This is a genomic window from Rhodobacter sp. NTK016B, from assembly GCF_017303295.1.
In the GTDB taxonomy this organism is placed as follows: domain Bacteria; phylum Pseudomonadota; class Alphaproteobacteria; order Rhodobacterales; family Rhodobacteraceae; genus Pararhodobacter.
Window position 1 is genome coordinate 271,071 of record NZ_JAFKOK010000003.1, and the last position, 19,426, is coordinate 290,496.

At 66.4% G+C, this 19,426-nt stretch carries 19 protein-coding genes and 1 tRNA gene; 18 read left to right on the plus strand and 2 right to left on the minus strand.

The features are described from left to right. Window positions 1–18: 18 nt before the first annotated feature. Complete coding sequence (locus JI664_RS05680; RefSeq protein WP_207012752.1) at window positions 19–432, minus strand: DUF7282 domain-containing protein; 414 nt, start codon at window positions 430–432, stop codon at window positions 19–21. A 179-nt stretch (window positions 433–611) separates the two neighbouring features. Here JI664_RS05680 and JI664_RS05685 point away from each other — a divergent pair, with 179 nt between their 5' ends. Then, window positions 612–1,808, plus strand: coding sequence for an acetoin utilization protein AcuC (locus tag JI664_RS05685; protein ID WP_207012753.1), 1,197 nt, complete (start codon window positions 612–614; stop codon window positions 1,806–1,808). 129 nt (window positions 1,809–1,937) lie between these two features. Here JI664_RS05685 and JI664_RS05690 read toward each other — a convergent pair whose 3' ends face one another. After that, window positions 1,938–2,339, minus strand: a complete 402-nt coding sequence (locus JI664_RS05690) for a hypothetical protein (RefSeq protein WP_207012754.1) — start codon at window positions 2,337–2,339, stop codon at window positions 1,938–1,940. Window positions 2,340–2,448: 109 nt separating this feature from the next. Between JI664_RS05690 and JI664_RS05695 the strand changes: the two genes are divergently transcribed. From JI664_RS05695 to JI664_RS05775, 17 genes are all read left to right on the plus strand, one after another. Next, window positions 2,449–3,045 carry a hypothetical protein gene (locus JI664_RS05695; protein WP_207012755.1) on the plus strand — a complete coding sequence of 199 codons (597 nt, stop codon included), beginning with the start codon at window positions 2,449–2,451 and terminating at the stop codon, window positions 3,043–3,045. 81 nt (window positions 3,046–3,126) lie between these two features. Continuing rightward, window positions 3,127–4,518, plus strand: coding sequence for a pyridoxal phosphate-dependent decarboxylase family protein (locus tag JI664_RS05700; RefSeq protein WP_207012850.1), 1,392 nt, complete (start codon window positions 3,127–3,129; stop codon window positions 4,516–4,518). 73 nt (window positions 4,519–4,591) lie between these two features. Then, the gene (gene hpaI, locus JI664_RS05705) at window positions 4,592–5,356 is read left to right on the plus strand and encodes a 4-hydroxy-2-oxoheptanedioate aldolase (protein WP_207012756.1); all 765 of its coding nucleotides are present in this window, start codon (window positions 4,592–4,594) and stop codon (window positions 5,354–5,356) included. 7 nt (window positions 5,357–5,363) lie between these two features. After that, entirely contained in the window at window positions 5,364–6,260 is an 897-nt protein-coding gene (locus JI664_RS05710) for an endonuclease/exonuclease/phosphatase family protein (protein WP_207012757.1), read from the plus strand. A 169-nt stretch (window positions 6,261–6,429) separates the two neighbouring features. Next, the gene (locus JI664_RS05715; protein ID WP_207012758.1) at window positions 6,430–7,500 is read left to right on the plus strand and encodes a sensor histidine kinase; all 1,071 of its coding nucleotides are present in this window, start codon (window positions 6,430–6,432) and stop codon (window positions 7,498–7,500) included. Between the two features lie 91 nt (window positions 7,501–7,591). After that, window positions 7,592–8,302: a phosphate signaling complex protein PhoU gene (phoU, locus tag JI664_RS05720; protein ID WP_207012759.1), complete on the plus strand. Its 711-nt coding sequence runs from the start codon at window positions 7,592–7,594 to the stop codon at window positions 8,300–8,302. A 5-nt stretch (window positions 8,303–8,307) separates the two neighbouring features. After that, window positions 8,308–9,000 (plus strand): phosphate regulon transcriptional regulator PhoB, encoded by a 693-nt coding sequence (gene phoB, locus JI664_RS05725; RefSeq protein WP_207012760.1) that lies wholly within the window; start codon window positions 8,308–8,310, stop codon window positions 8,998–9,000. Window positions 9,001–9,052: 52 nt separating this feature from the next. Next, entirely contained in the window at window positions 9,053–9,985 is a 933-nt protein-coding gene (locus JI664_RS05730; RefSeq protein ID WP_207012761.1) for an aminotransferase class IV, read from the plus strand. A 158-nt stretch (window positions 9,986–10,143) separates the two neighbouring features. Next, complete coding sequence (locus tag JI664_RS05735) at window positions 10,144–10,473, plus strand: antibiotic biosynthesis monooxygenase family protein (protein WP_207012762.1); 330 nt, start codon at window positions 10,144–10,146, stop codon at window positions 10,471–10,473. A 205-nt stretch (window positions 10,474–10,678) separates the two neighbouring features. Beyond that, window positions 10,679–11,965 carry a lipoprotein-releasing ABC transporter permease subunit gene (locus tag JI664_RS05740; protein ID WP_207012763.1) on the plus strand — a complete coding sequence of 429 codons (1,287 nt, stop codon included), beginning with the start codon at window positions 10,679–10,681 and terminating at the stop codon, window positions 11,963–11,965. Then, window positions 11,958–12,641, plus strand: coding sequence for an ABC transporter ATP-binding protein (locus tag JI664_RS05745; protein WP_207012764.1), 684 nt, complete (start codon window positions 11,958–11,960; stop codon window positions 12,639–12,641). Before JI664_RS05740 ends, JI664_RS05745 begins: the two co-directional genes overlap by 8 nt. 130 nt (window positions 12,642–12,771) lie before the next feature. Further along, window positions 12,772–13,197, plus strand: a complete 426-nt coding sequence (locus JI664_RS05750; protein WP_207012765.1) for a L,D-transpeptidase — start codon at window positions 12,772–12,774, stop codon at window positions 13,195–13,197. A gap of 134 nt (window positions 13,198–13,331) precedes the next feature. Next, complete coding sequence (gene nrdR, locus JI664_RS05755; protein ID WP_207012766.1) at window positions 13,332–13,799, plus strand: transcriptional regulator NrdR; 468 nt, start codon at window positions 13,332–13,334, stop codon at window positions 13,797–13,799. Between the two features lie 118 nt (window positions 13,800–13,917). Further along, window positions 13,918–14,994 (plus strand): bifunctional diaminohydroxyphosphoribosylaminopyrimidine deaminase/5-amino-6-(5-phosphoribosylamino)uracil reductase RibD, encoded by a 1,077-nt coding sequence (gene ribD, locus JI664_RS05760; protein ID WP_414707720.1) that lies wholly within the window; start codon window positions 13,918–13,920, stop codon window positions 14,992–14,994. Between the two features lie 221 nt (window positions 14,995–15,215). Beyond that, window positions 15,216–17,624, plus strand: coding sequence for an endopeptidase La (lon, locus tag JI664_RS05765; RefSeq protein WP_207012768.1), 2,409 nt, complete (start codon window positions 15,216–15,218; stop codon window positions 17,622–17,624). 199 nt (window positions 17,625–17,823) lie between these two features. Next, a tRNA-Val gene (locus tag JI664_RS05770) sits at window positions 17,824–17,898 on the plus strand. 252 nt (window positions 17,899–18,150) lie between these two features. After that, entirely contained in the window at window positions 18,151–19,398 is a 1,248-nt protein-coding gene (locus JI664_RS05775; RefSeq protein ID WP_207012769.1) for a cation:proton antiporter, read from the plus strand. Window positions 19,399–19,426: the final 28 nt, after the last annotated feature.

The window sequence follows — 19,426 nt, forward strand, 5'->3', positions numbered from 1 at the left end:
CAGAGTTGCAGAGAAACATTACTGAGCGGTAATCACCGTCATGACGAGGTTACCGTCCAGACGCACGGGGCCATCCTCGGACGCGCCCAGCGTGTATTCGAAGATCCCGGTGGACATGCCGCCGTCTTCACCGTGAACCATCAGCATCAGCATGTCGCCCGGTTCGACCGCTTCGGTCAGGATCGCGGCAACATCGGCGGTTTCGCCTTCGCGGATCGGGGCATAGCCGACGACCGGACCCGGAGCCATGTCGGCATCGGTGCGGTGAACGACCATCCAGCCATTCGCCGGCGCGACGATGCGCTCGGCGCTGACCACGCCGTTGGCGACGCTCTGATCCGAGGCTTCGACCATCGGCATCATGTGATCGTCGGCCAGCACGGGGGCGGCAAGAACGGTGGCAGTAGCGGCAATCGCGACAAGGCTTTTCATAAAACTCTCCTGTTCAGTGATGACGCTTTCGAGCGCCTCTGCCCTCAGGTACGTAAGGATTTCGCGCCGAGTTTCAGAACGGGCAAAAAAAGTCGCGAGAAATTTGCGCGCCCCTGCAGTCGCGTTCCCGGCCGTGCTGCGTTAGCCTTTGCGCACCCTCTTGAAACCGGTCCGGACCCATGCGCGACGACCCCGAACAACCCGACCCCGAACAACCCGACCTCGTGCGCCCGGTCATATCGGGTGCGGTCCCGCCGGTTTTCATCGGCTCCGAGATCTACCGCGCCACACCTTTCGCCCGCCATCATCCGCTGTCGATTCCGCGTGTCTCGACGGTGATGGATCTTGCCCGCGCGCTGAGCTGGTTGCCGCGTGAGCGGTTCATCACCTCGCCCCGCGCCCGCGCTCCGGCTTTGTCGGCGTTCCACAGCCCCGCTTATCTCGAGGTGCTTCAGCGGGCGGAGGCCACGGGTGACGTGTCGGAGGCCGAGCGCGAACGCCATGGCCTGGGCACGTTGTCCAACCCGATCCATCCGCTGATGTTCAAACGCCCCGCCACCAGCGCCGGGGGCGCGCTGCTGGCTGCCGAACGGGTGCGCCATGGCGGGGTGGCGCATGTCCCGGGGGCGGGCACGCATCACGCCATGGCCGACCGTGCGGGGGGATTTTGCTATCTCAACGATCCGGTGCTGACGATCCTGCATCTGCGGCGGCTGGGTCTGAAACGCGTGGCCTATGTCGATATCGACGCGCATCATTGCGACGGTGTGCAGGCGGGGCTGGCGGGGGCGTCGGGCGTGATGCTGATCTCGGTGCACGAGGCCGCGCGTTGGCCGTTCACCGGGGCGCTGCAGGATGAGGGCGGGGGCAATTGCCTGAACCTGCCCGTGCCGCGCGATTTCAACGATACCGAGATGGATCATGTGCGCGAGCGTCTGATCCTGCCCGCGCTCGAGGCATTCGCGCCCGAGGCGATCGTTCTGCAATGCGGCGCCGATGCGGTGACCGAAGACCCGCTCAGCCGTCTCGCGCTGTCGAACAACGCCCATGTCGCGGTGCTGCGCGCGCTCAGGCGCATGACCGAGCGGCTGATCGTCACCGGCGGTGGCGGCTATAACCCGTGGTCGGTCGCGCGCTGCTGGACGCGGATCTGGGGTGAGATCGCGGGGCAGGCCATCCCCGACCGGCTGCCGGCTGAGGCGCAGGAGATCCTCGACGCGCTGGTATGGCCGGGCCGGGCGGCGGGCCGGAACCCGCCGCGCCATTGGTTCGACACGCTGACCGACCCGCCGCGCCCCGGAGAGCTGAGGCCCGAGGTCACGGCAGGGGTCGACACGTTGCGCGCCCGGCTGCCCGCTGTCGCGCGGCTGCCGTAGCGTGGGGCGCGGTCAGACGGGGTGCAGGACCAGCGTGGTCACGGCATAGATCATGAAGGCCGCGATTGCTGCCAGAAACAGGGTCAGGGTGGGATAACGGAACATGGGATCCTCGCTTTGTCGAAAATGTCAGACGGGGGCGACGATCAGCTCCGGCGGGCCGCGCGGATGCGGACGGGTGAGGGGCGCAAAGCCCGAGGGACGCGTCACAACGCGCCAGAGCACCTTGCCCGACGCGACCGGCGGGACCGTCAGGCGCGGCAGGGCGGGAAGTGCTGCATCGGTACCAAGATCGGATAAGGGGGGAAGCGGCACGGTGCGGTCGCTGGCCAGCGCCTCGGCCGTGCGCGGCTCAATCAGGACCAGAACGCGCTCGGCGCCTTCGTCCTGCACCAGCGCCTGTGCCACGGGGCCGAAGGCAAGCAGCCCGGCCAGAAACGCAACGGCCAGCATCCCGCCCCGACGCCTGAAGGCGCGCAACAGGCCCCCAACGGCCACAAACAGGAAAAGACGCAGGATGCGCGTCATCATGGCTCAGCTTTCGCGCCGATTCGACAGAAGACGACATTGCCCCGGACGGGGACGAAATCAAGCACGCGTGCAGCCGATCCGCGTCAGAACGGTCAGAAAGGTGTGATCCATGCGCCAGAACCGCGTCGATCCCGAGGGTCAGCTTCACGCTGTGCCGCAGCGCATGGGCTGGATGGGCAATCGCGGTTGCCTGCATGATGGGGCGGAACAGATCCGCCATCACCACCGGGGCCTCCGCTGGATCACCTGCGTGACCGAGTTCCGGGGACGGTGGCGCGCGCCGATGCCCGAAGGGCGCTACACCGCGCTGTTCTTTCTTGACGAGGCCACCGCCTATGCCGCCGGTCATCGCCCCTGCGCCGAATGCCGCCATGCCGACTGGAAGCGGTTCCGCGCGCTGTGGGCCAACAGCTTCGGCGACATGCGGGCCGACGCCATCGACGCGGCCCTGCACAAGGCACGGTGGGATGGCAGGGGCAGGGTGCTTGCGCCTATGGACCCGGCGCAGGTGCCGCCCGGCGCGATGATCCGCGACGCGGGCGGGCCGGTGCTGCGAACACCGGCGGGCTGGGCGCGCTGGTCCTTCGACGGCTATCAGCCCGCGCTCATGCTGAAAGGTCCCGTGATACTGTTGACGCCCGCGCCGCTCGCGCATCTGATGGCGCGGGGATTGCCGGTGCAGATCGACGCGACGGCGCTGGGGTGATTTGCTTGCTTTGTTCAGTATTTTCTGTTTCTGTCCGGGCAAACGGCTGAGGGAGGCACCACGATGACCGAGAAACCCGTGATGGACTGGGAGGAATTCGCCCGCCTCGGTGCCGATATCGCCGCCTGGGGGGCCGCGTATCACCGCTCGCTACCCGACCGTCCGGTCCGCGCGCCGCTAACCCCCGGTGCCATCGCCGCGCAATTCCCCAAGGCGCCGCCCGAAACGGGGCAGGGGCTGGATGGGATCCTGTCGGAACTCGATGAAAAGGTCGTGCCGGGGCTGACCCATTGGCAGCATCCGCGCTTCTTTGCCTATTTCCCCTCGAACGCGACGCCCGCGTCGATGCTCGCCGATTTCGCGGCCTCGATCATGGCGCAGCAATGCATGCTCTGGCAGACCTCTCCCGCCGGGACCGAGATCGAGACGCTGATGCTCGACTGGCTGCGGCAGGGGCTGGGCCTGCCCGAAGGGTTTCACGGTGTCATTCAGGACAGCGCCTCGTCCGCGACGCTGGCGGCGGTGCTGACGATGCGCGAGCGCGCGCTCGACTGGGCCGGGAACGCGAAGGGCCTGAGCGGACAGCCCCGGCTGCGGATCTATGCCTCGAGCGAGGTTCATACCTCGGTCGACCGCGCGATCTGGGTCGCGGGGATCGGGGCCGAGAACCTCGTGCGGATCCCGACGCAGGGGCCGCTCAGGGCGATGGACCCCGATGCCCTGAGGGCACAGATCGCCAGCGACCGGGCGGCAGGATACGTGCCCGCCGGAATAGTGGCCTGCACGGGGGGCACCGGAACCGGCGCCTGCGACAGGCTGACCGAGGTGCTGACCATCGCGCGGGATGAGGGGCTGTATTCCCATGTCGATGCCGCCTGGGCCGGGGCGGCGATGCTGTGCCCCGAATTCCGCAATCTCTGGGCCGGGATCGAGCAGGCGGATTCGCTGGTGCTGAACCCGCATAAATGGATGGGCGTACAGTTCGACTTTTCGGCCCATTACCTGAAGGATCCGGCCGCGCTGACAAAGACACTGGCGATCCAGCCCGAATACCTGAAGACCCATGGCAAGGACGGCATCGTCAATTACTCGGAATGGTCGGTGCCGCTGGGCCGTCGGTTCCGTGCGCTGAAGCTGTGGTTCGTGCTCAGGGCCTACGGGCTGGACGGGCTGCGCGCGGTGATGCGCGACCATGTGCGCTGGTCCGGCGATCTTGCCGAAACCCTGCGCGCTGATCCGCGTTTCGAGATCGTCACCGAGCCCGTGCTGGCGCTGTTCACGCTGGCGCTGAAAGGGGCGTCGGACGAGGACATGATCGCCTTCGTCAACCGCGTGAACGAGGACGGGAGGATCTATGTCACGCAGGGACGCACGCAGGGACGGATCGTCATGCGCTTCACGGTCGGCAGTTTCGCCTGTACCGAGAAGGATGTGCGCCTTGCGGGGGACGTGTTGAAGGAACTGGCAGGCTGAGGCGCTTGCGGCACGGTTGGGGGCGCTGCCCCCAAACCCCCGGAGTATTTGCGACAAAGTGAAAGGGAAGATCGTGGAGATCGAGAGAAACGCGTTCAAGGCAGCTTTGGCCGCGGGCGAGACGCAGATCGGCTGCTGGGTCGGGCTGGCGGATGGCTATGCCGCCGAAATCGCGGGCGAGGCGGGGTTCGACTGGCTGCTGATCGACGGCGAGCACGCGCCCAACGACATCCGCTCGATGCGCGAACAGCTTGCGGCGCTGGGCCGCTCGGCCTCGCATCCGGTGGTTCGGGTGCCGATCGGCGAGACATGGATCATCAAGCAGGTGCTCGATATCGGCGCGCAGACCGTGCTGGTGCCGATGGTGGAATCGGGCGCGCAGGCGGCCGAACTCGTTCGCGCCATGCGCTATCCGCCGGATGGGGTGCGCGGTGTCGGCGCGGCCTTGGCGCGGGCCTCGCATTTTTCGGGTGTGGCGGATTACGTCAACAAGGCCGATGCCGAGACCTGTCTTCTGGTGCAGGTGGAAAACCGGGCGGGCATGGCGGCGCTGGACGATATTCTTTCGGTCGAGGGCGTCGACGGTGTGTTCATCGGCCCTGCCGATCTGTCGGCGGATATGGGCTTTCGCGGCAATCCCGGCGCGCCCGAGGTGCAAAGCGCGATTGCCGATGCGATCCGGCGTATCCGTGCGGCGGGCAAGGCCCCCGGTATCCTGACTTCGAACGAAGCGCAGGCGCGCGAATGGATCGATATGGGCGTCACGTTCTGCGCGGTGGGCATCGACGTTCTGGTGCTGGCCAACGGGCTGCGCGCGCTGGCCGCCAAGTTCCGCTGACGCCCGAATGCGGGTTCTGACCTTCAACGTCCAGAACCTGCGCCTGCGCCGTCCCGACGGGCGCGAACGGCTCGACGGGGCGCGCGACGGCGAGGACGGGGCGGATCCGCTCGATTACGCGGATCGGCGCCTGACCGCAGAGGTGCTGGCGCGGGCCGATGCCGATTTCTGCGCGTTGCAGGAGGTCTTCGACCGCGACACGCTGGATTATTTCCACGACCATTTGCTGCGCGCGACAGGGGCCACGCCATGGCCGTACCGTGCCTGTCTGTCGGGCAATGACGGCGGCGGGCGCGATCTGGCGGCGATGGCGCGGCGACCCTTCGCCGCACGTAGCGATGCGCGGCTTCTGCCCGGCGATCTGGGGTTGCAGGGCCTGCCGGGTGCCCGCGCCGATCTGCCGGTCTTCAGCCGCGATCTGCTGGAGGTGGGGCTGGGGGCGCTCAGCCTGTACGTGGTGCATCTGAAAGCGCCGTGGCCCGACCCCGAAGCCGCGTGGCAGCGCCGCCGCGTCGAGGCGCTGGCGGTGCGCCGGGTGATCGAGGCGCGGCATCCGGACCCGGGCGCGTTGTGGCTGGTGCTGGGCGATCTCAACGATCCGAGGCGCGACCCTGAGCGCGCGGTGGCGCCGCTGCTGGCGCCGTTCGGCGTGGATCTGACCGAGCGGATGCCCGAGGCCGAGCGCTGGACATGGTGGCAGGACGACCATCATCGGGGTTGCCCGGACGCGATGATCGCCTCGCCCGCTCTGGCCGCGCGCTGGCCCGGCGCGGTGCCGCGCGCGATCCGGGCGGGGCTGAGCCGCGAGGCCGGGGGCCGCCAGCCCCGGCTTGAGGATGTGGGCGCGCTCAGGCCCCGCGCCAGCGATCACGCGGCGCTGGTGCTCGATCTCGACGGCCTGTGACGGATAGGGGGCCGGGAAAGCGCGTCGGGGGTGATACACGTCTGACGCGACCGTCATCGTTCTGTTACAAAGGCCTGCGAGAAGCCACCAAGCAAGTCCAGAACAGACCCCCGATCTACCTCTATTCACGCCGCCAAGGCCCACTCAAAGCCCCGCTCAAAGTCCAGACATGACCGCCGACCTCGCCTCTTGCGGCGCCCTTCTTGACGCGCTTTCCGACCCCGCGATCCTTGTGGGGCCGGAGCGGCGCATCCTGCTGGCCAACCCGGCGGCGCGCGAACTGTTCTCGGCCCCGCTGACCGGCGCGCTGGCCTTCAGCTATATCCGTCAGCCCGAACCGGCGGCGGCGCTGGAAAAGGCGTTGTCGGCGCTGTCGCAGCCCGGCGTTCCGGCTGTGCCGCTGGAGGCGCGGATGATCCAGACCTCGCCCACCCGCGACACGGTGCTGCGTGTACAAGCCGCGCCGATCGTGGCCGAGGGCGTGCATCCCGGCGTGCTGGTCACGCTGCGCGATATCAGCCATGTCGAAGAGGCCGAGCAGCAGCGGCGCGATTTCGTCGCCAATGTCAGCCACGAGATGCGCTCGCCGCTGACCGTGCTGGCGGGCTTCATTGAAACGCTCAAGGGGCCGGCGCGCGAAGATCCTGTCGCGACAGGGAATTTTCTCGACATCATGGAGCGCGAGGCGCAGCGCATGACTCGGCTGGTCAGCGATCTCTTGTCACTCAGCCGGGTCGAGGGCGAAGAACGCGTGCGACCGCGCGACCGCGTGTCGATGAGTGAAGTGCTGCGCGCCACGCTAGCCGCGCTGCGTCCGCAATTCGAAGATGCCGGAGTGCGCGTCGATTTCACCGATCTGCCCGACGCCCCGACCATCGCCGGCGACCGCGATCAATTGGTGCAGGTTTTCCGCAACCTCGTCGAGAACGCGCTGAAATACGGCGGTTCGGGCGGGCACGTCGAAGTGGTGATGCGGCTCATCGAACAGATGCCGGGTTTTACCGGGCCGGTCATCAAGGTTGATGTGCGCGATTTCGGCGACGGGATCGACGCCATTCACCTGCCGCGCCTGACCGAGCGGTTCTATCGCGTCGACGGCCACCGCTCGCGCGCGATGGGGGGGACCGGGCTGGGCCTTGCCATCGTCAAGCATATCGTCAACCGCCACCGGGGCCGTTTCGCCATCCGCTCGACGCGGGGCGAGGGCTCGACCTTTTCCGTCACGCTGCCGCTGGGCTGATGACGGCCCTTTGAAACCCGCGCGCCGCCTCCGGCGTCAACGAAGTGTCACAATGCGCCGCTATGGTGCCCGAGAAACAACGAGACCTGCCATGACCCGCGTTCACATCGATTCTACCTTCGACCAAGACCTCGAACAGATCCGCGAGCTGATGCTTGCGATGGGCGGCCGCGTCGAAGAGGCGATCACCCTCTCGGCCAAGGCCCTGGAAGAGCGCGACGAGGATCTCGCGCAAAACGTGGTCGAGGGCGATCACGCCGTCGACCGGTTGGAAGAGGAAATCGACCAGAATGTCGTGCGTCTTCTCGCCTTGCGCCAGCCGCAGGCGGGCGACCTGCGCGCGGTGATCGCGGTGATGAAGATGGCTGCCGATCTGGAGCGGCTGGGCGATTACGCCAAGAACATGGCCAAGCGCGTCTCCGTGCTGTCCGCCGGGCCGCAGATCGAGGGCGCGGGCTCGTCCATCCGCCGTCAGGCGCGGCAGGTGGGGCAGATGCTCAAGGATATGCTCGACGCCTTTGCCCGGCTCGATGTCGATCTGGCGCAGGATGTGATCCACCGCGATGTCGAGGTCGATCACATGACCAACGCGCTGTTTCGCGAATTCATCACCCACATGATGGAAGACCCGCGCAACATCTCGGCCTGCCTGCATTACACTTTCATCGCCAAGAATGTCGAACGGATGGGCGATCTGGTCACCGGCGGGGCCGAGCAGGTGATTTTCCTCGCCACCGGCGAGCGCGTGGGCGACCGTCCCAAGGGCGACAGCACCGCCACCATCGACATGAAGCCCGAGTGATGTTCATGGGTCGCACCGATACGCCCCTCGTGCTTGTCGTCGATGACGAGCCCGCGCAACGCGCGCTGCTGTCGTACAATCTGGAAGCCGCCGGTTTTCGCGTCGCCACCGCGTCGGACGGGGAAGAAGCGCTGCTTCTGGTCAGCGAGGAGGCGCCCGACGTCATCCTGCTCGACTGGATGCTGCCGCGCGTCTCGGGGATCGAGGTCTGCCGCCAGCTCAAGGCGCAGAAGGGCGGCTCGGATGCGGCGATCATCATGGTCTCGGCGCGCTCGGATGAAACCGACCGCGTGCGCGGGCTGGAAACCGGGGCCGACGATTACATCACCAAGCCCTATTCGGTGAACGAGCTTCTGGCGCGGGTGCGCGCCAACCTGCGCCGCGTGCGTCCCGCGCGGGCGGGGCAGGTGCTGGAAGTGGGCGATCTGACGCTCGACCCCGAAGCGCACCGCGTCCACCGTTCGGGCAGCGAGTTGCATCTGGGCCCGACCGAGTTCCGGCTGTTGTCGGCGCTGATGGAGAAACCGGGCCGTGTCTGGACGCGCGAGGCCTTGCTCGACCGGGTCTGGGGGCGCGACATCTATGTCGATACCCGCACCGTCGACGTGCATATCGGCCGGCTTCGCAAGGCGCTGATGGCCAAGGGCGGCGAAGACCCGATCCGCACCGTGCGCGGCGCGGGCTATTCGCTGGATTGACATCCCGGTCCCGGGCCTGTCGGATCGCCGCATAAGCGACGAGAGGCCCGCCATGATCCCCCAGAATTCCGCGCAGAACTCTGCCCAGAACTCCGCACAGGGCTACCAGCCCGATCCCCGCAACGAGGACGTGCTGGTCTGGGTCAATGGCGATCTGGTGCCCAAGGCGCAGGCCATGGTCAGCGTCTTCGATGCGGGCTTCGGCTTTGGCGACGGCGTCTGGGAAGGTCTGCGGCTGGTGCGCGGAACGGTGCTGCAACGCGAGGCGCATCTCGACCGGCTGTTCGAGGGCGCCTGTTCGATCGCGCTGGAGATCCCGCAGGGCCGCGACGGCATCAACGCCGCGATCGACGCGGTGATCGCCGCCAACGGGATGGAAGACGGCGCGCATCTGCGGCTGATGGTGACGCGCGGCGTCAAATCGACCGCCAATCAGGATCCGCGCTTCATTCTGGGCGGGCCGACCGTTGTCATCACCGCCGAGTACAAGACGCCGCGCCCCGAGGCGAAGACCAAGGGCATGACGCTGTTCACCTCGACCTTCCGCACCTCGCAGCCCGATGTCTTCGACCTGCGGCTCAATTCGCATTCGCGGCTGAACCTGATCCAGGCGCTGATTCAGGCGATCAATGCGGGCGCCGACGAGGCGCTGATGCTCGACCCGCGGGGTTTCGTGGCGTCGTGCAACTCGACCAATTTTTTCATCGTGCGGGGGGACGAGATCTGGACCTCGACCTCGGCCTATTCCTTCAAGGGGATCACGCAGGGCGCGGTCATCAGGGCCTGCCGCGAAGCGGGCGTGACCGTGCGGGAATGCGATTTCACGCTGGCGCAAGTGTATTCGGCGAATGAGGCCTTTGTCACCGGCACGCTGGGTGGCGTGACGCCGGTCTGCCGGATCGACGGCAGGGTGATCGGAGACGGCAAGCCCGGCACGATGACCGAACGGGCGCGCGCCTTGTACGAGGCGGCGGTCTACCCGTAAACGGGGCGCCGCCCGGCACAACGCCCGCCCGCCCACCCCGTTGCGCCGGGCGGCGCCCCTTTGACGCAGGCGCGCGCGGCGGCTAGGGTGACGCGCCAGCCATCCCGCCAGCCCGTTCCCCGACCGGGGTTTCCGGTCGCTTCCTGAAAGGATCGCTCATGTATCTCGCGATGAACCGCTTCACCGTCCCCGCCGAGAATGCCGCCGCTTTCGAGGGGATGTGGCTGGGCCGCGACAGCCGTCTGAATGAACTCGAGGGATTTGTCGAATTCCACATGCTCAAAGGCCCGGAAGAGGACGGCAAGATCCTCTATGCCTCGCACACGGTCTGGGAAAGCGAAGAGCATTTCCGCGCCTGGACCCGGTCGCAGCAATTCCGCGACGCCCATGCCCGTGCGGGCAAGGACGGGCTGAAGCTGCACGAAGGCGCGCCGCGCTTTGAGGGCTTTACCGCGATCCAGCAACTGGGCGCGACGAAGGCCGCGTGAGGCTTTGAAGGGGAGGGGGCTGTCTGCCCCCTCTTGGCCTGCGGCCAATTCACCCCCGAGGATATTTGCGGAACAAAGATGAGGGGCGCGCCCACGCGGGCGTGACCGGGGCGCGGCAGGATAGGCCTTGACGCTCTGGGTGTTTGGCCCGACCTTGCGCCCGCCTGCGCGGCCCGGTCGCGCGCTGTGATGGATGCCGCGCCGAATGTCTCCCCGAACCCCTCCTTTCGCACTTTTCGAATGGTCGATCGCCTGGCGCTATCTGCGCGCGCGCCGCGCCGAGGGCGGGGTCAGCGTGATGACGCTGATCTCGCTGGTGGGCGTGGCGCTGGCGGTCTTCGCGCTGATCGCGACGCTTTCCGTGCGCTCGGGGTTCCGGACGGAATTCGTGGGCACGATTCTGGGCGCCAATGCGCATGCGACGATCTATTATTCGGGCGAAGTCGATGAGAGCGGGCGCCGGAGCAGCACGATCACCGATTTCGACGCGGTCGCCGCGCGGCTGGCCGAGGTGCCGGGCGTCACCAGCGCCGCGCCGCTGATCAAGGGGCAGGTCATGGCGGCCAATCAGGGTCGCAACGCAGGCGTCGAGGTGTTCGGCATCCGCGCGGACGACCTGATGCAGATCCCCGGCATCGCGCAATCCGAACGCGCGCGCGGCGATATCACCCGGTTTGGCGAGGGCATCGCCATCGGCGAGGGCGTGGCGCGCGAGATTCAGGCGCGCGTGGGCGACCGGATCCGCGTCATCTCGCCCGAGGGGGTGCAGACGGCGTTCGGCACCTCGCCGCGCGTCAACAGCTACGAGGTGGTCTATATCTTCAGCGCCGGGCGCTACGATATCGACCGTACGCGGGTCTATCTGCCCTTTGCCGAAGCGCAGAGCTTTTTCAATCGCGACGGCGTGGCCGACGAGATCGAGGTCATGGTCGAGGACCCCGAGCATGTCGAGAGCATGGTGCATAGCCTGCTGCGCGCGGGCGGCGAGCGGGCGATGGTCTGGACCTGGCGCGACAGTGCCGGCGGCTTTCTGCGTGCGCTCGATATCGAGGACAATGTGATGTTCATCATCTTGTCGATCCTGGTCCTGATCGCAGCGATGAACATCATTTCGGGGCTGATCATGCTGGTCAAGAACAAGGGCCGCGACATCGGGATCCTGCGCACGATGGGGCTGAGCGAAGGCTCGATCCTGCGGATCTTCTTTCTGTGCGGCTCGCTTATCGGGGTGGTCGGCACCGGGATCGGGGTGATCGCGGGCTGCCTGTTCGCGCTTTATATCGACCCGATCTTTGCCTTCGTGAATTACCTGTCGGGCGGCGGCGCCTGGGATCCGTCGGTGCGCGGGATCTACGCGCTGCCGGCCGAATTGCGGCTTGAGGATGTGCTCAAGGCGGTGGGGCTGTCGCTGGGCCTCTCTTTCGTCGTGACGATTTTTCCCGCGCGCCGGGCTGCGCGGATGAACCCGGTGGAGGCGCTGCGCTATGAGTGAGAAAGCGCTTGTTCTGGAGAATATCACCAAGACTTATGCGGGCGAGGCGAGCGGCCCGGTCGAGGTGCTGCGCGGCACCTCGCTGACACTGGAGCGCGGCGAGGTCGTGGCGTTGGTCGCACCCTCGGGCGCGGGGAAATCGACGCTGCTGCATATCGCGGGGCTGCTCGATACCTGCGATGGCGGTCGGGTGGTGATCGACGGCACCGACATGACCGGGCTTGGCGACCGCGCGCGTACCGCCGCGCGGCGCCGGCAGGTGGGCTTCATCTATCAGTTCCACCACCTGCTGCCGGAATTCACCGCGGCCGAGAACATCGTCCTGCCGCAACGCGCCAATGGCGTCGCCACCGGCACGGCCAAGGCGCGCGCGGCGGATCTTCTGGCGCGTGTGGGGCTTGAGCATCGCGGCGACCACCGGCCCGCGCAGCTTTCGGGCGGCGAACAGCAGCGCGTGGCGTTCTGCCGGGCGATGGCCAATGCACCGCGCATCCTGCTGGCCGACGAGCCGACGGGCAATCTGGACCCCGGGACCTCGGATCAGGTCTTCGGGGTGCTGATGGATCTGGTACGCGATACCGGGCTGTCGGCGCTTATCGCCACGCATAATCTCGAGCTTGCGGGGCGGATGGACCGGGTGCTGCGGCTCGATCAGGGCAGAATTGCAACGCCCTGAGGCGGAATCGCCACAGCAGCCCTGCATGGATTGACTCTCACCCCCCGGTTTTGGCCATGTGATGACATTCACGGGCGCTGCCACGTCCTTGATTACAATCATTTTCCACCGGGGGGTCGGAATGAAGTTAATGCAACGGGCCGCAGTCGCGGTCGCAATGCTTTGTGCGCCGGTCTTGGCGAGCGATGCGCAGGCCGAGGCGATCGTCGCCCGCGTCAGCGTCGAAACCCAGACCATGCATGTCTATCTCGACGGACAATTGCGGTATGAATGGCCGGTCTCGACTGCGCGGGCGGGAAAATACACGCCGCGCGGCGAATGGCAGCCGCAATGGCTGTCGCGCTGGCATCGCTCAAGCCTCTACAACAATGCACCGATGTATTTCGCCATTTTCTACGACGGCGATTACGCGATCCACGCCACCAATGCGGTCAGCCGGCTGGGGCGCCCGGCCAGCGCCGGTTGCGTGCGCCTGCACGAGGATAATGCAGCCCTGCTCTTCGCCATGGTGCAAGAGCAGGGGATGGAGAACATGCGCGTAGTCGTGGTCGACTGACAGGCTGCGATATGCGCCCCTGTTGCAACAGGGCAGGCCCCCGATCTGGGGGCTGACGATTTGCGGTACCCAAGGTCTGGCGGGCACCCTATAGTCGCTGTGGATTTGTCGTCAGCCACCCCGATGGAGAGGTCATGCGCTGCCCGTTTTGCGGAAATGTCGATACTCAGGTCAAGGATTCGCGCCCGGCCGAGGACCATGTCTCGATCCGCAGGCGACGCTTCTGCCCGGCCTGCGGCGGACGCTTCACCACCTATGAGCGGGTGCAGTTGCGCGATCTGGTGGTGGTGAAATCCTCGGGCAAGCGCGAGCCGTTCGACCGCGACAAGATGGAACGTTCGATCCGCATCGCCATGCAGAAACGCCCGATCGAGCCTGAACGCATCGAACAGATGATCTCGGGCATCGTGCGGCGGCTGGAATCGATGGGCGATACCGACGTGCCCAGCCGGGTGATCGGCGAAATCGTTATGGAGACGCTCGCCCGTATCGACACGGTCGCCTATGTCCGCTTTGCCAGCGTCTACAAGAATTTTCAGGCGGCGGACGATTTCGATAAATTCGTCAGCGAATTGCGCCCGCCGATCCTGCCCGACGACTGATCGGACGACAGGAGGCGCGGAAGCGGCGACCGGCTTTCCGGCGTCGAGGGCGCGCCCGAAATGGGTATTTTGGACAAGGTGAAAGGGGACCGCTTTGAGCGAGACCGACCGTCGCTTCATGCGGCTGGCGCTGGGGCTGGCCTCGCGCGGGCTGGGCAATGTCTGGCCCAACCCGGCGGTGGGCTGCGTCATTGTGCGCGACGGGATCATCGTCGGGCGCGGCTGGACGCAGCCGGGCGGGCGTCCCCATGCTGAGCGTCACGCGTTGGCCCAGGCGGGCGAGGGCGCGCGTGGCGCGACGGCCTATGTCACGCTTGAGCCCTGCGCGCATCATGGTAACACGCCACCCTGCGCCGAGGCATTGATTGCGTCGGGTGTCGCGCGCGTGGTCAGCGCTTTGACCGATCCCGATCCGCGCGTCTCAGGGCGCGGCCATGCCATGCTGCGCGCGGCGGGGATCGCGGTCACCGAGGGGGTGGAAGAAGCCGCCGCGCGGCGCGCGAATGACGGCTTTCTGCGGCGGGTGACGGAAGGCCGGCCCTCGGTCACGCTGAAGCTGGCGCTGACGCTCGATGCGCGTATCGCCACCGCGACCGGCCAGTCGCGCTGGATCACCGGTCCCGAGGCGCGGCGCCGCGTTCACATGATGCGCGCGCGCCACGACGGGGTGCTGGTGGGGGCGGGCACCGCACGCGCCGACGATCCAGATCTGCGCATCCGCGATCTCGGCATCGCGCGTCAGCCCGTCCGTATCGTCGCGGATTCGCGGCTGGGCCTGTCGCCCGACTCGCGGCTGGGGCGCAGCGCGCGCGAAACTCCGGTCTGGCTGCTGCATGGTTCGCAGGCGACCGAGGTCGCGCGCATGGCCTGGGCCGCGCAGGGGGCCGAACTGATCGCCTGCGAGAGCGATCCGCTGGGGCGCATCGATATTGCCGACGCGTTGCGCAAGCTTGCTGCGCGCGGCCTGACGCGCATCCTGTGCGAAGGCGGCGGCGGGCTGGCCGCCACGATGATCGGCGCGGGGCTGGCCGATGAGCTTGCGGTGTTCAGCGCGGGCCACCTGTTCGGCGCCGATGGCACGGCGGGGCTTGCGGCGATGGGCGTGACCAGTATCGGCGCGCCCGACTGGGTGCTCGAGCATAGCGGCCCGGTGGGCGCCGATCTCTACCACCACTGGCGTCGTCGGCGGGGTTGAACGGCACCTTTCGCGGTCGCGACGTTTTTCATGACAGACCGCAAATCCGCCCAGATCGCTGCACGCTTATGCCACAGTGCAGCGAAAGGCTGGTGCGGTGAGAGTTGAATTCCGCCGCCGCCGGTCCCAGATATACCCGTGAACCGAACGCCGCGGGGCAGGGACGACAGGCACTCCAGTCGACCCCTACCGCGCGGCGCAGAATAGAGTTGAGGTCAGGTATGACACAGAACACCACCGCCCATGCCGTCCTGCCGCTGCGCGACATGGTCGTGTTTCCGCATATGATCGTGCCGCTCTTCGTCGGCCGCGACAAATCCGTGCGGGCGCTCGAAACGGTCATGGCCAGCGAAAAGCAGATCCTGCTGGTCGCGCAGATCGATCACGCGGCAGAAGATCCCGATACCGACGGCATGTACCGCGTGGGCGTTCTTGCCAACGTGCTGCAATTGCTGCGCCTGCCCGACGGGACCGTGAAGGTTCTGGTCGAGGGCAAGGATCGTGTGCGCATCACCGAATTCCTGGATAACGACCAGCATTTCGAAGCGCTGGCCGAAACGCTTGAGGAAACCGAGGGCGATCCCGAAACGATCGAGGCGCTGACGCGGGCCGTCAGCGACGATTTCGAGCGTTACGCCAAGATCAAGCGCAACGTCCCCGAGGAGGCGCTCAGCGCCATCGCCGATGCGGGCGAGCCCGCGCGGCTGGCCGACCTTGCCGCCGGGCATCTGAGCATCGAAGTCCCGCGCAAGCAGGAGCTTCTGGAAACCCTCGACGTGGGCGAGCGGCTGGAGAAGGTCTATGGCCTGATGGAGGGCGAAATTTCCGTCCTGCAGGTCGAGCGCAAGATCAAGTCGCGCGTCAAGACCCAGATGGAGAAGACCCAGCGCGAATACTATCTGAATGAGCAGATGAAGGCCATTCAGAAGGAGCTGGGCGAGGGCGAAGACGGCCAGAACGAAGTGGCTGAGCTTGAGAAAAAGATCTCTGAGACCAAGTTCTCGAAAGAAGCCCGTGAAAAGGCCGAAGCCGAGATCAAGAAGCTCAAGACGATGTCGCCGATGTCTGCGGAAGCGACCGTTGTGCGCAACTATCTCGACTGGCTGCTGGCGCTGCCTTGGGGCACTAAGAGCCGCGTGAAGAAAGACCTCAACCGCGCCCAGCGGATTCTGGACGAGGACCATTACAGCCTCGACAAGGTCAAGGAACGCATCGTCGAATATCTCGCCGTGCAATCGCGTTCGGCCAAGCTGAAGGGGCCGATCCTGTGCCTCGTCGGTCCTCCGGGCGTGGGTAAGACCAGCCTTGGCAAATCGGTGGCACGGGCCACGGGGCGCGAATTCATCCGCATCAGCCTTGGCGGTGTGCGCGACGAATCCGAGATCCGGGGTCACCGCCGGACCTATATCGGCTCGATGCCCGGTAAGATCATTCAGGCGCTGAAAAAGGCCAAGACCACCAACCCGCTGATACTGCTCGATGAAATCGACAAGATGGGGCAGGATTTCCGGGGCGACCCGGCCTCGGCGATGCTGGAAGTGCTGGATCCGGAACAGAACGCGACCTTCGTCGACCACTATCTGGAAGTCGAATACGACCTCTCTGACGTGATGTTCCTGACCACGGCCAACAGCTACAACATGCCCGGGCCGCTGCTCGACCGGATGGAGATCATCCCGCTCTCGGGTTATACCGAGGACGAAAAGGCCGAGATCGCGCGCCGGCACCTGCTGCCCAAGGCGATCAAGAACCACGGTTTGAAGAAGTCCGAGCTGTCGGTGTCGGATGACGCCCTCACGGCGGTGCTGCGGCACTATACCCGTGAGGCCGGTGTGCGGAACTTCGAGCGCGAGCTGTCGAAAATCGCCCGCAAGGCGGTGACCAAGATCGTCCGCAAGGAAGTCGACCATGTCGAGGTCACGGCGGATAATCTCGACGATTTCCTCGGCGTCCAGCGTCACCGCTACGGGCTGGCCGAGAAGGAAGATCAGGTCGGCGTGGTCACGGGCCTCGCTTGGACGCAGGTTGGCGGCGATCTGCTGCAGATCGAAGCGCTCAAGCTGCCGGGCAAAGGCCGGATGAAGACGACGGGGAAACTCGGTGACGTGATGAAGGAATCGATCGATGCTGCGTCCAGCTACGTGCGCTCGGTGAGCCCTCAGATCGGCGTCAAACCCCCGATCTTCGAGACGATGGATATCCACGTCCACGTCCCCGACGGCGCCACGCCCAAGGACGGACCCTCGGCGGGTCTGGCCATGGTCACGGCCATCGTGTCGGTCTTGACCGGCATTCCGGTGCGCAAGGACATCGCCATGACCGGCGAGGTGACTCTGCGCGGCAATGCCTCGGCCATCGGCGGGCTGAAAGAAAAGCTGCTCGCCGCGCTGCGTGGGGGGATCACCAAAGTGCTGATCCCGATCGAGAACGCCAAGGATCTGCCCGAGATCCCCGACAACGTGAAAGAAGGGCTGGAAATCGTGCCCGTCAGCCACGTTTCGGAGGTGCTTGAGCACGCTCTGGTGCGCAAGCCCGAGGCCATCGACTGGGATGCCGCAGCCGAAGAAGCCGCTGCTGTCGCCGCGCGTATGGGGCGCAAAGACGGCTCGTCGCCCGCGACCGCGCATTAAGGCCCGGTTTCGTTGACAGACCCGCCCGCGGCATTGCCGGGGGCGGGTTTTTTCCTGCGCGGGCAGGGTGGTTTTGACCGTCAGGAAGCCGCGTTCGCGCCTGGCGACCGGGCGGTCCCGGACAGCGGAAAAACCTGCCCGACGGGGCGTCTTTCCCCCTTGAGCCTGTCCGCCCGACTCGCTATAGACCCGCCACGGCGGGCGATTAGCTCAGCGGTAGAGCGCTTCGTTCACATCGAAGATGTCAGCGGTTCAAATCCGTTATCGCCCACCATCCCGTTTCGAAAAGCCGAGGCACTGTGCCTCGGCTTTTTCTTTTGCGCCTCGGGGTGTGCAGCTCAGAGTGGGCACTTCCCGGCTTTGCGGTGCGACAGGGCGCCGGTGCTGCGCCGCCCGGAAACAGCCCGCTATTGCCACGGCAGGCTTTCGCGCCAGATAGAGCGCGTGGAGGCGCTGCTGGCCTGAGCAGGCCGCGCATATCTAACTTCCTGTCCCGATTGAATATTCTGACGGAACTGAACTGCCCATGATCCCCGACGGCTTTTTCGGCTTCAGCCCTTATCACGTCGTGCTCGCCGTGTTCGGGATGATCGTCATCCTCGCGCGGCTCCTGCCCCGGCTGGTTTCGCGCAGCGAGCCGGCCTCGGCGCCGCTGATGATCGTATTCGGGGCCGCCGCAACCCTGCTGATCCCGGCGATCCCGGCCATGCCGGACCCGCGTGAGACGCCGCTGCCATGGGAGATCATCAGCGAACTCGCCGTCATCTTCGCCCTGTTCGGTACCGGGATGCGCATCGACAGCGTGCGGCCATGGCGCAAATGGGGACCGACAGCGCGGATGCTGGGCATCGCCATGCCGCTCACCATCCTTGCCGTGGCCCTGCTGGGCATTGGCTTTGTCGGGCTGACCGTCGCGGGCGCGATCCTTCTGGGCGCCGTGGTCGCGCCCACCGACCCGGTTCTGGCGGCGGATGTGCAGGTCGGCCCGCCGCATGAGGGGCGCGAGCATCCGGTCCGGTTCACCCTGACGACCGAGGCGGGGCTGAATGACGGGCTGGCCTTTCCCTTTGTCTATCTGGGGCTGATCGTCGCTGCCGAAGGGCTCGACCCCGGCGCCTGGCTGTTCGACTGGCTGGTCTGGGACGTTGTCTACCGCATCGCTGTCGGCGTGTTGGCGGGCTGGGCCGGTGGGCGCGTTCTGGCCTTCGTGCTGTTCTCGGTGCCCCGGGGCGCACCGCTGGCTGATACCGCGTCGGGCGTGCTGGCGCTGGCGGGGGTGTTGTTGTGCTACGGCTCGACCGAGCTGATCGAAGGCTACGGCTTTATCGCCGTCGCGGTCATGGGGCTGACCGTGCGCCGGGTGGAAGAGGACAATCGCTTCCACCGCCGTCTGCACGATTTCACCGAATCCATCGAACACGCGCTGACGGCGGTGCTGTTGGTTATGCTTGGCGCGATCCTGCCCGTGGTCTTCGTCGATCTGAGCTGGAGCCAGGTCTGGCTTGCGCTGGTTGTCATCGTCATCGTGCGGCCGCTATCGGGCTGGATCAGCCTCATCGGCGCCGACATGCCGCGCCGCGACCGCGCTGCCATTGCGGTTTACGGGGTGCGCGGCATCGGCTCGGTCTATTACCTGTGCTACGCGATCAGCCATATGGAATTCACCAACGAAGAACAGCTCTGGTCTCTGGTCGGGCTTGTGATCCTGCTGTCGACGATCCTGCATGGCTTCAGCGTTTCCTGGGCAATGCGCCGGATTGAGAGGCAGGGCTAACGCCGCAGCGTCCTTCCTGCCACGCTTC

Excerpts from the sequence above, each read along its gene's own strand:
- JI664_RS05735 (WP_207012762.1), top strand. The coding sequence starts at position 10,144 with ATGTATCTCGCGATGAACCGCTTCACCGTCCCCGCCGAGAATGCCGCC.
- nrdR (WP_207012766.1), top strand. The coding sequence starts at position 13,332 with ATGCGCTGCCCGTTTTGCGGAAATGTCGATACTCAGGTCAAGGATTCG.
- JI664_RS05710 (WP_207012757.1), top strand. The coding sequence starts at position 5,364 with ATGCGGGTTCTGACCTTCAACGTCCAGAACCTGCGCCTGCGCCGTCCC.
- phoB (WP_207012760.1), top strand. The coding sequence starts at position 8,308 with ATGGGTCGCACCGATACGCCCCTCGTGCTTGTCGTCGATGACGAGCCC.
- JI664_RS05690 (WP_207012754.1), bottom strand. The coding sequence starts at position 2,339 with ATGATGACGCGCATCCTGCGTCTTTTCCTGTTTGTGGCCGTTGGGGGC.
- JI664_RS05775 (WP_207012769.1), top strand. The coding sequence starts at position 18,151 with ATGATCCCCGACGGCTTTTTCGGCTTCAGCCCTTATCACGTCGTGCTC.
- phoU (WP_207012759.1), top strand. The coding sequence starts at position 7,592 with ATGACCCGCGTTCACATCGATTCTACCTTCGACCAAGACCTCGAACAG.
- JI664_RS05715 (WP_207012758.1), top strand. The coding sequence starts at position 6,430 with ATGACCGCCGACCTCGCCTCTTGCGGCGCCCTTCTTGACGCGCTTTCC.
- JI664_RS05700 (WP_207012850.1), top strand. The coding sequence starts at position 3,127 with ATGGACTGGGAGGAATTCGCCCGCCTCGGTGCCGATATCGCCGCCTGG.
- JI664_RS05680 (WP_207012752.1), bottom strand. The coding sequence starts at position 432 with ATGAAAAGCCTTGTCGCGATTGCCGCTACTGCCACCGTTCTTGCCGCC.
- JI664_RS05750 (WP_207012765.1), top strand. The coding sequence starts at position 12,772 with ATGCAACGGGCCGCAGTCGCGGTCGCAATGCTTTGTGCGCCGGTCTTG.
- JI664_RS05740 (WP_207012763.1), top strand. The coding sequence starts at position 10,679 with ATGTCTCCCCGAACCCCTCCTTTCGCACTTTTCGAATGGTCGATCGCC.
- ribD (WP_414707720.1), top strand. The coding sequence starts at position 13,918 with ATGCGGCTGGCGCTGGGGCTGGCCTCGCGCGGGCTGGGCAATGTCTGG.
- JI664_RS05745 (WP_207012764.1), top strand. The coding sequence starts at position 11,958 with ATGAGTGAGAAAGCGCTTGTTCTGGAGAATATCACCAAGACTTATGCG.
- JI664_RS05695 (WP_207012755.1), top strand. The coding sequence starts at position 2,449 with ATGCGCCAGAACCGCGTCGATCCCGAGGGTCAGCTTCACGCTGTGCCG.
- lon (WP_207012768.1), top strand. The coding sequence starts at position 15,216 with ATGACACAGAACACCACCGCCCATGCCGTCCTGCCGCTGCGCGACATG.
- JI664_RS05730 (WP_207012761.1), top strand. The coding sequence starts at position 9,053 with ATGATCCCCCAGAATTCCGCGCAGAACTCTGCCCAGAACTCCGCACAG.
- JI664_RS05685 (WP_207012753.1), top strand. The coding sequence starts at position 612 with ATGCGCGACGACCCCGAACAACCCGACCCCGAACAACCCGACCTCGTG.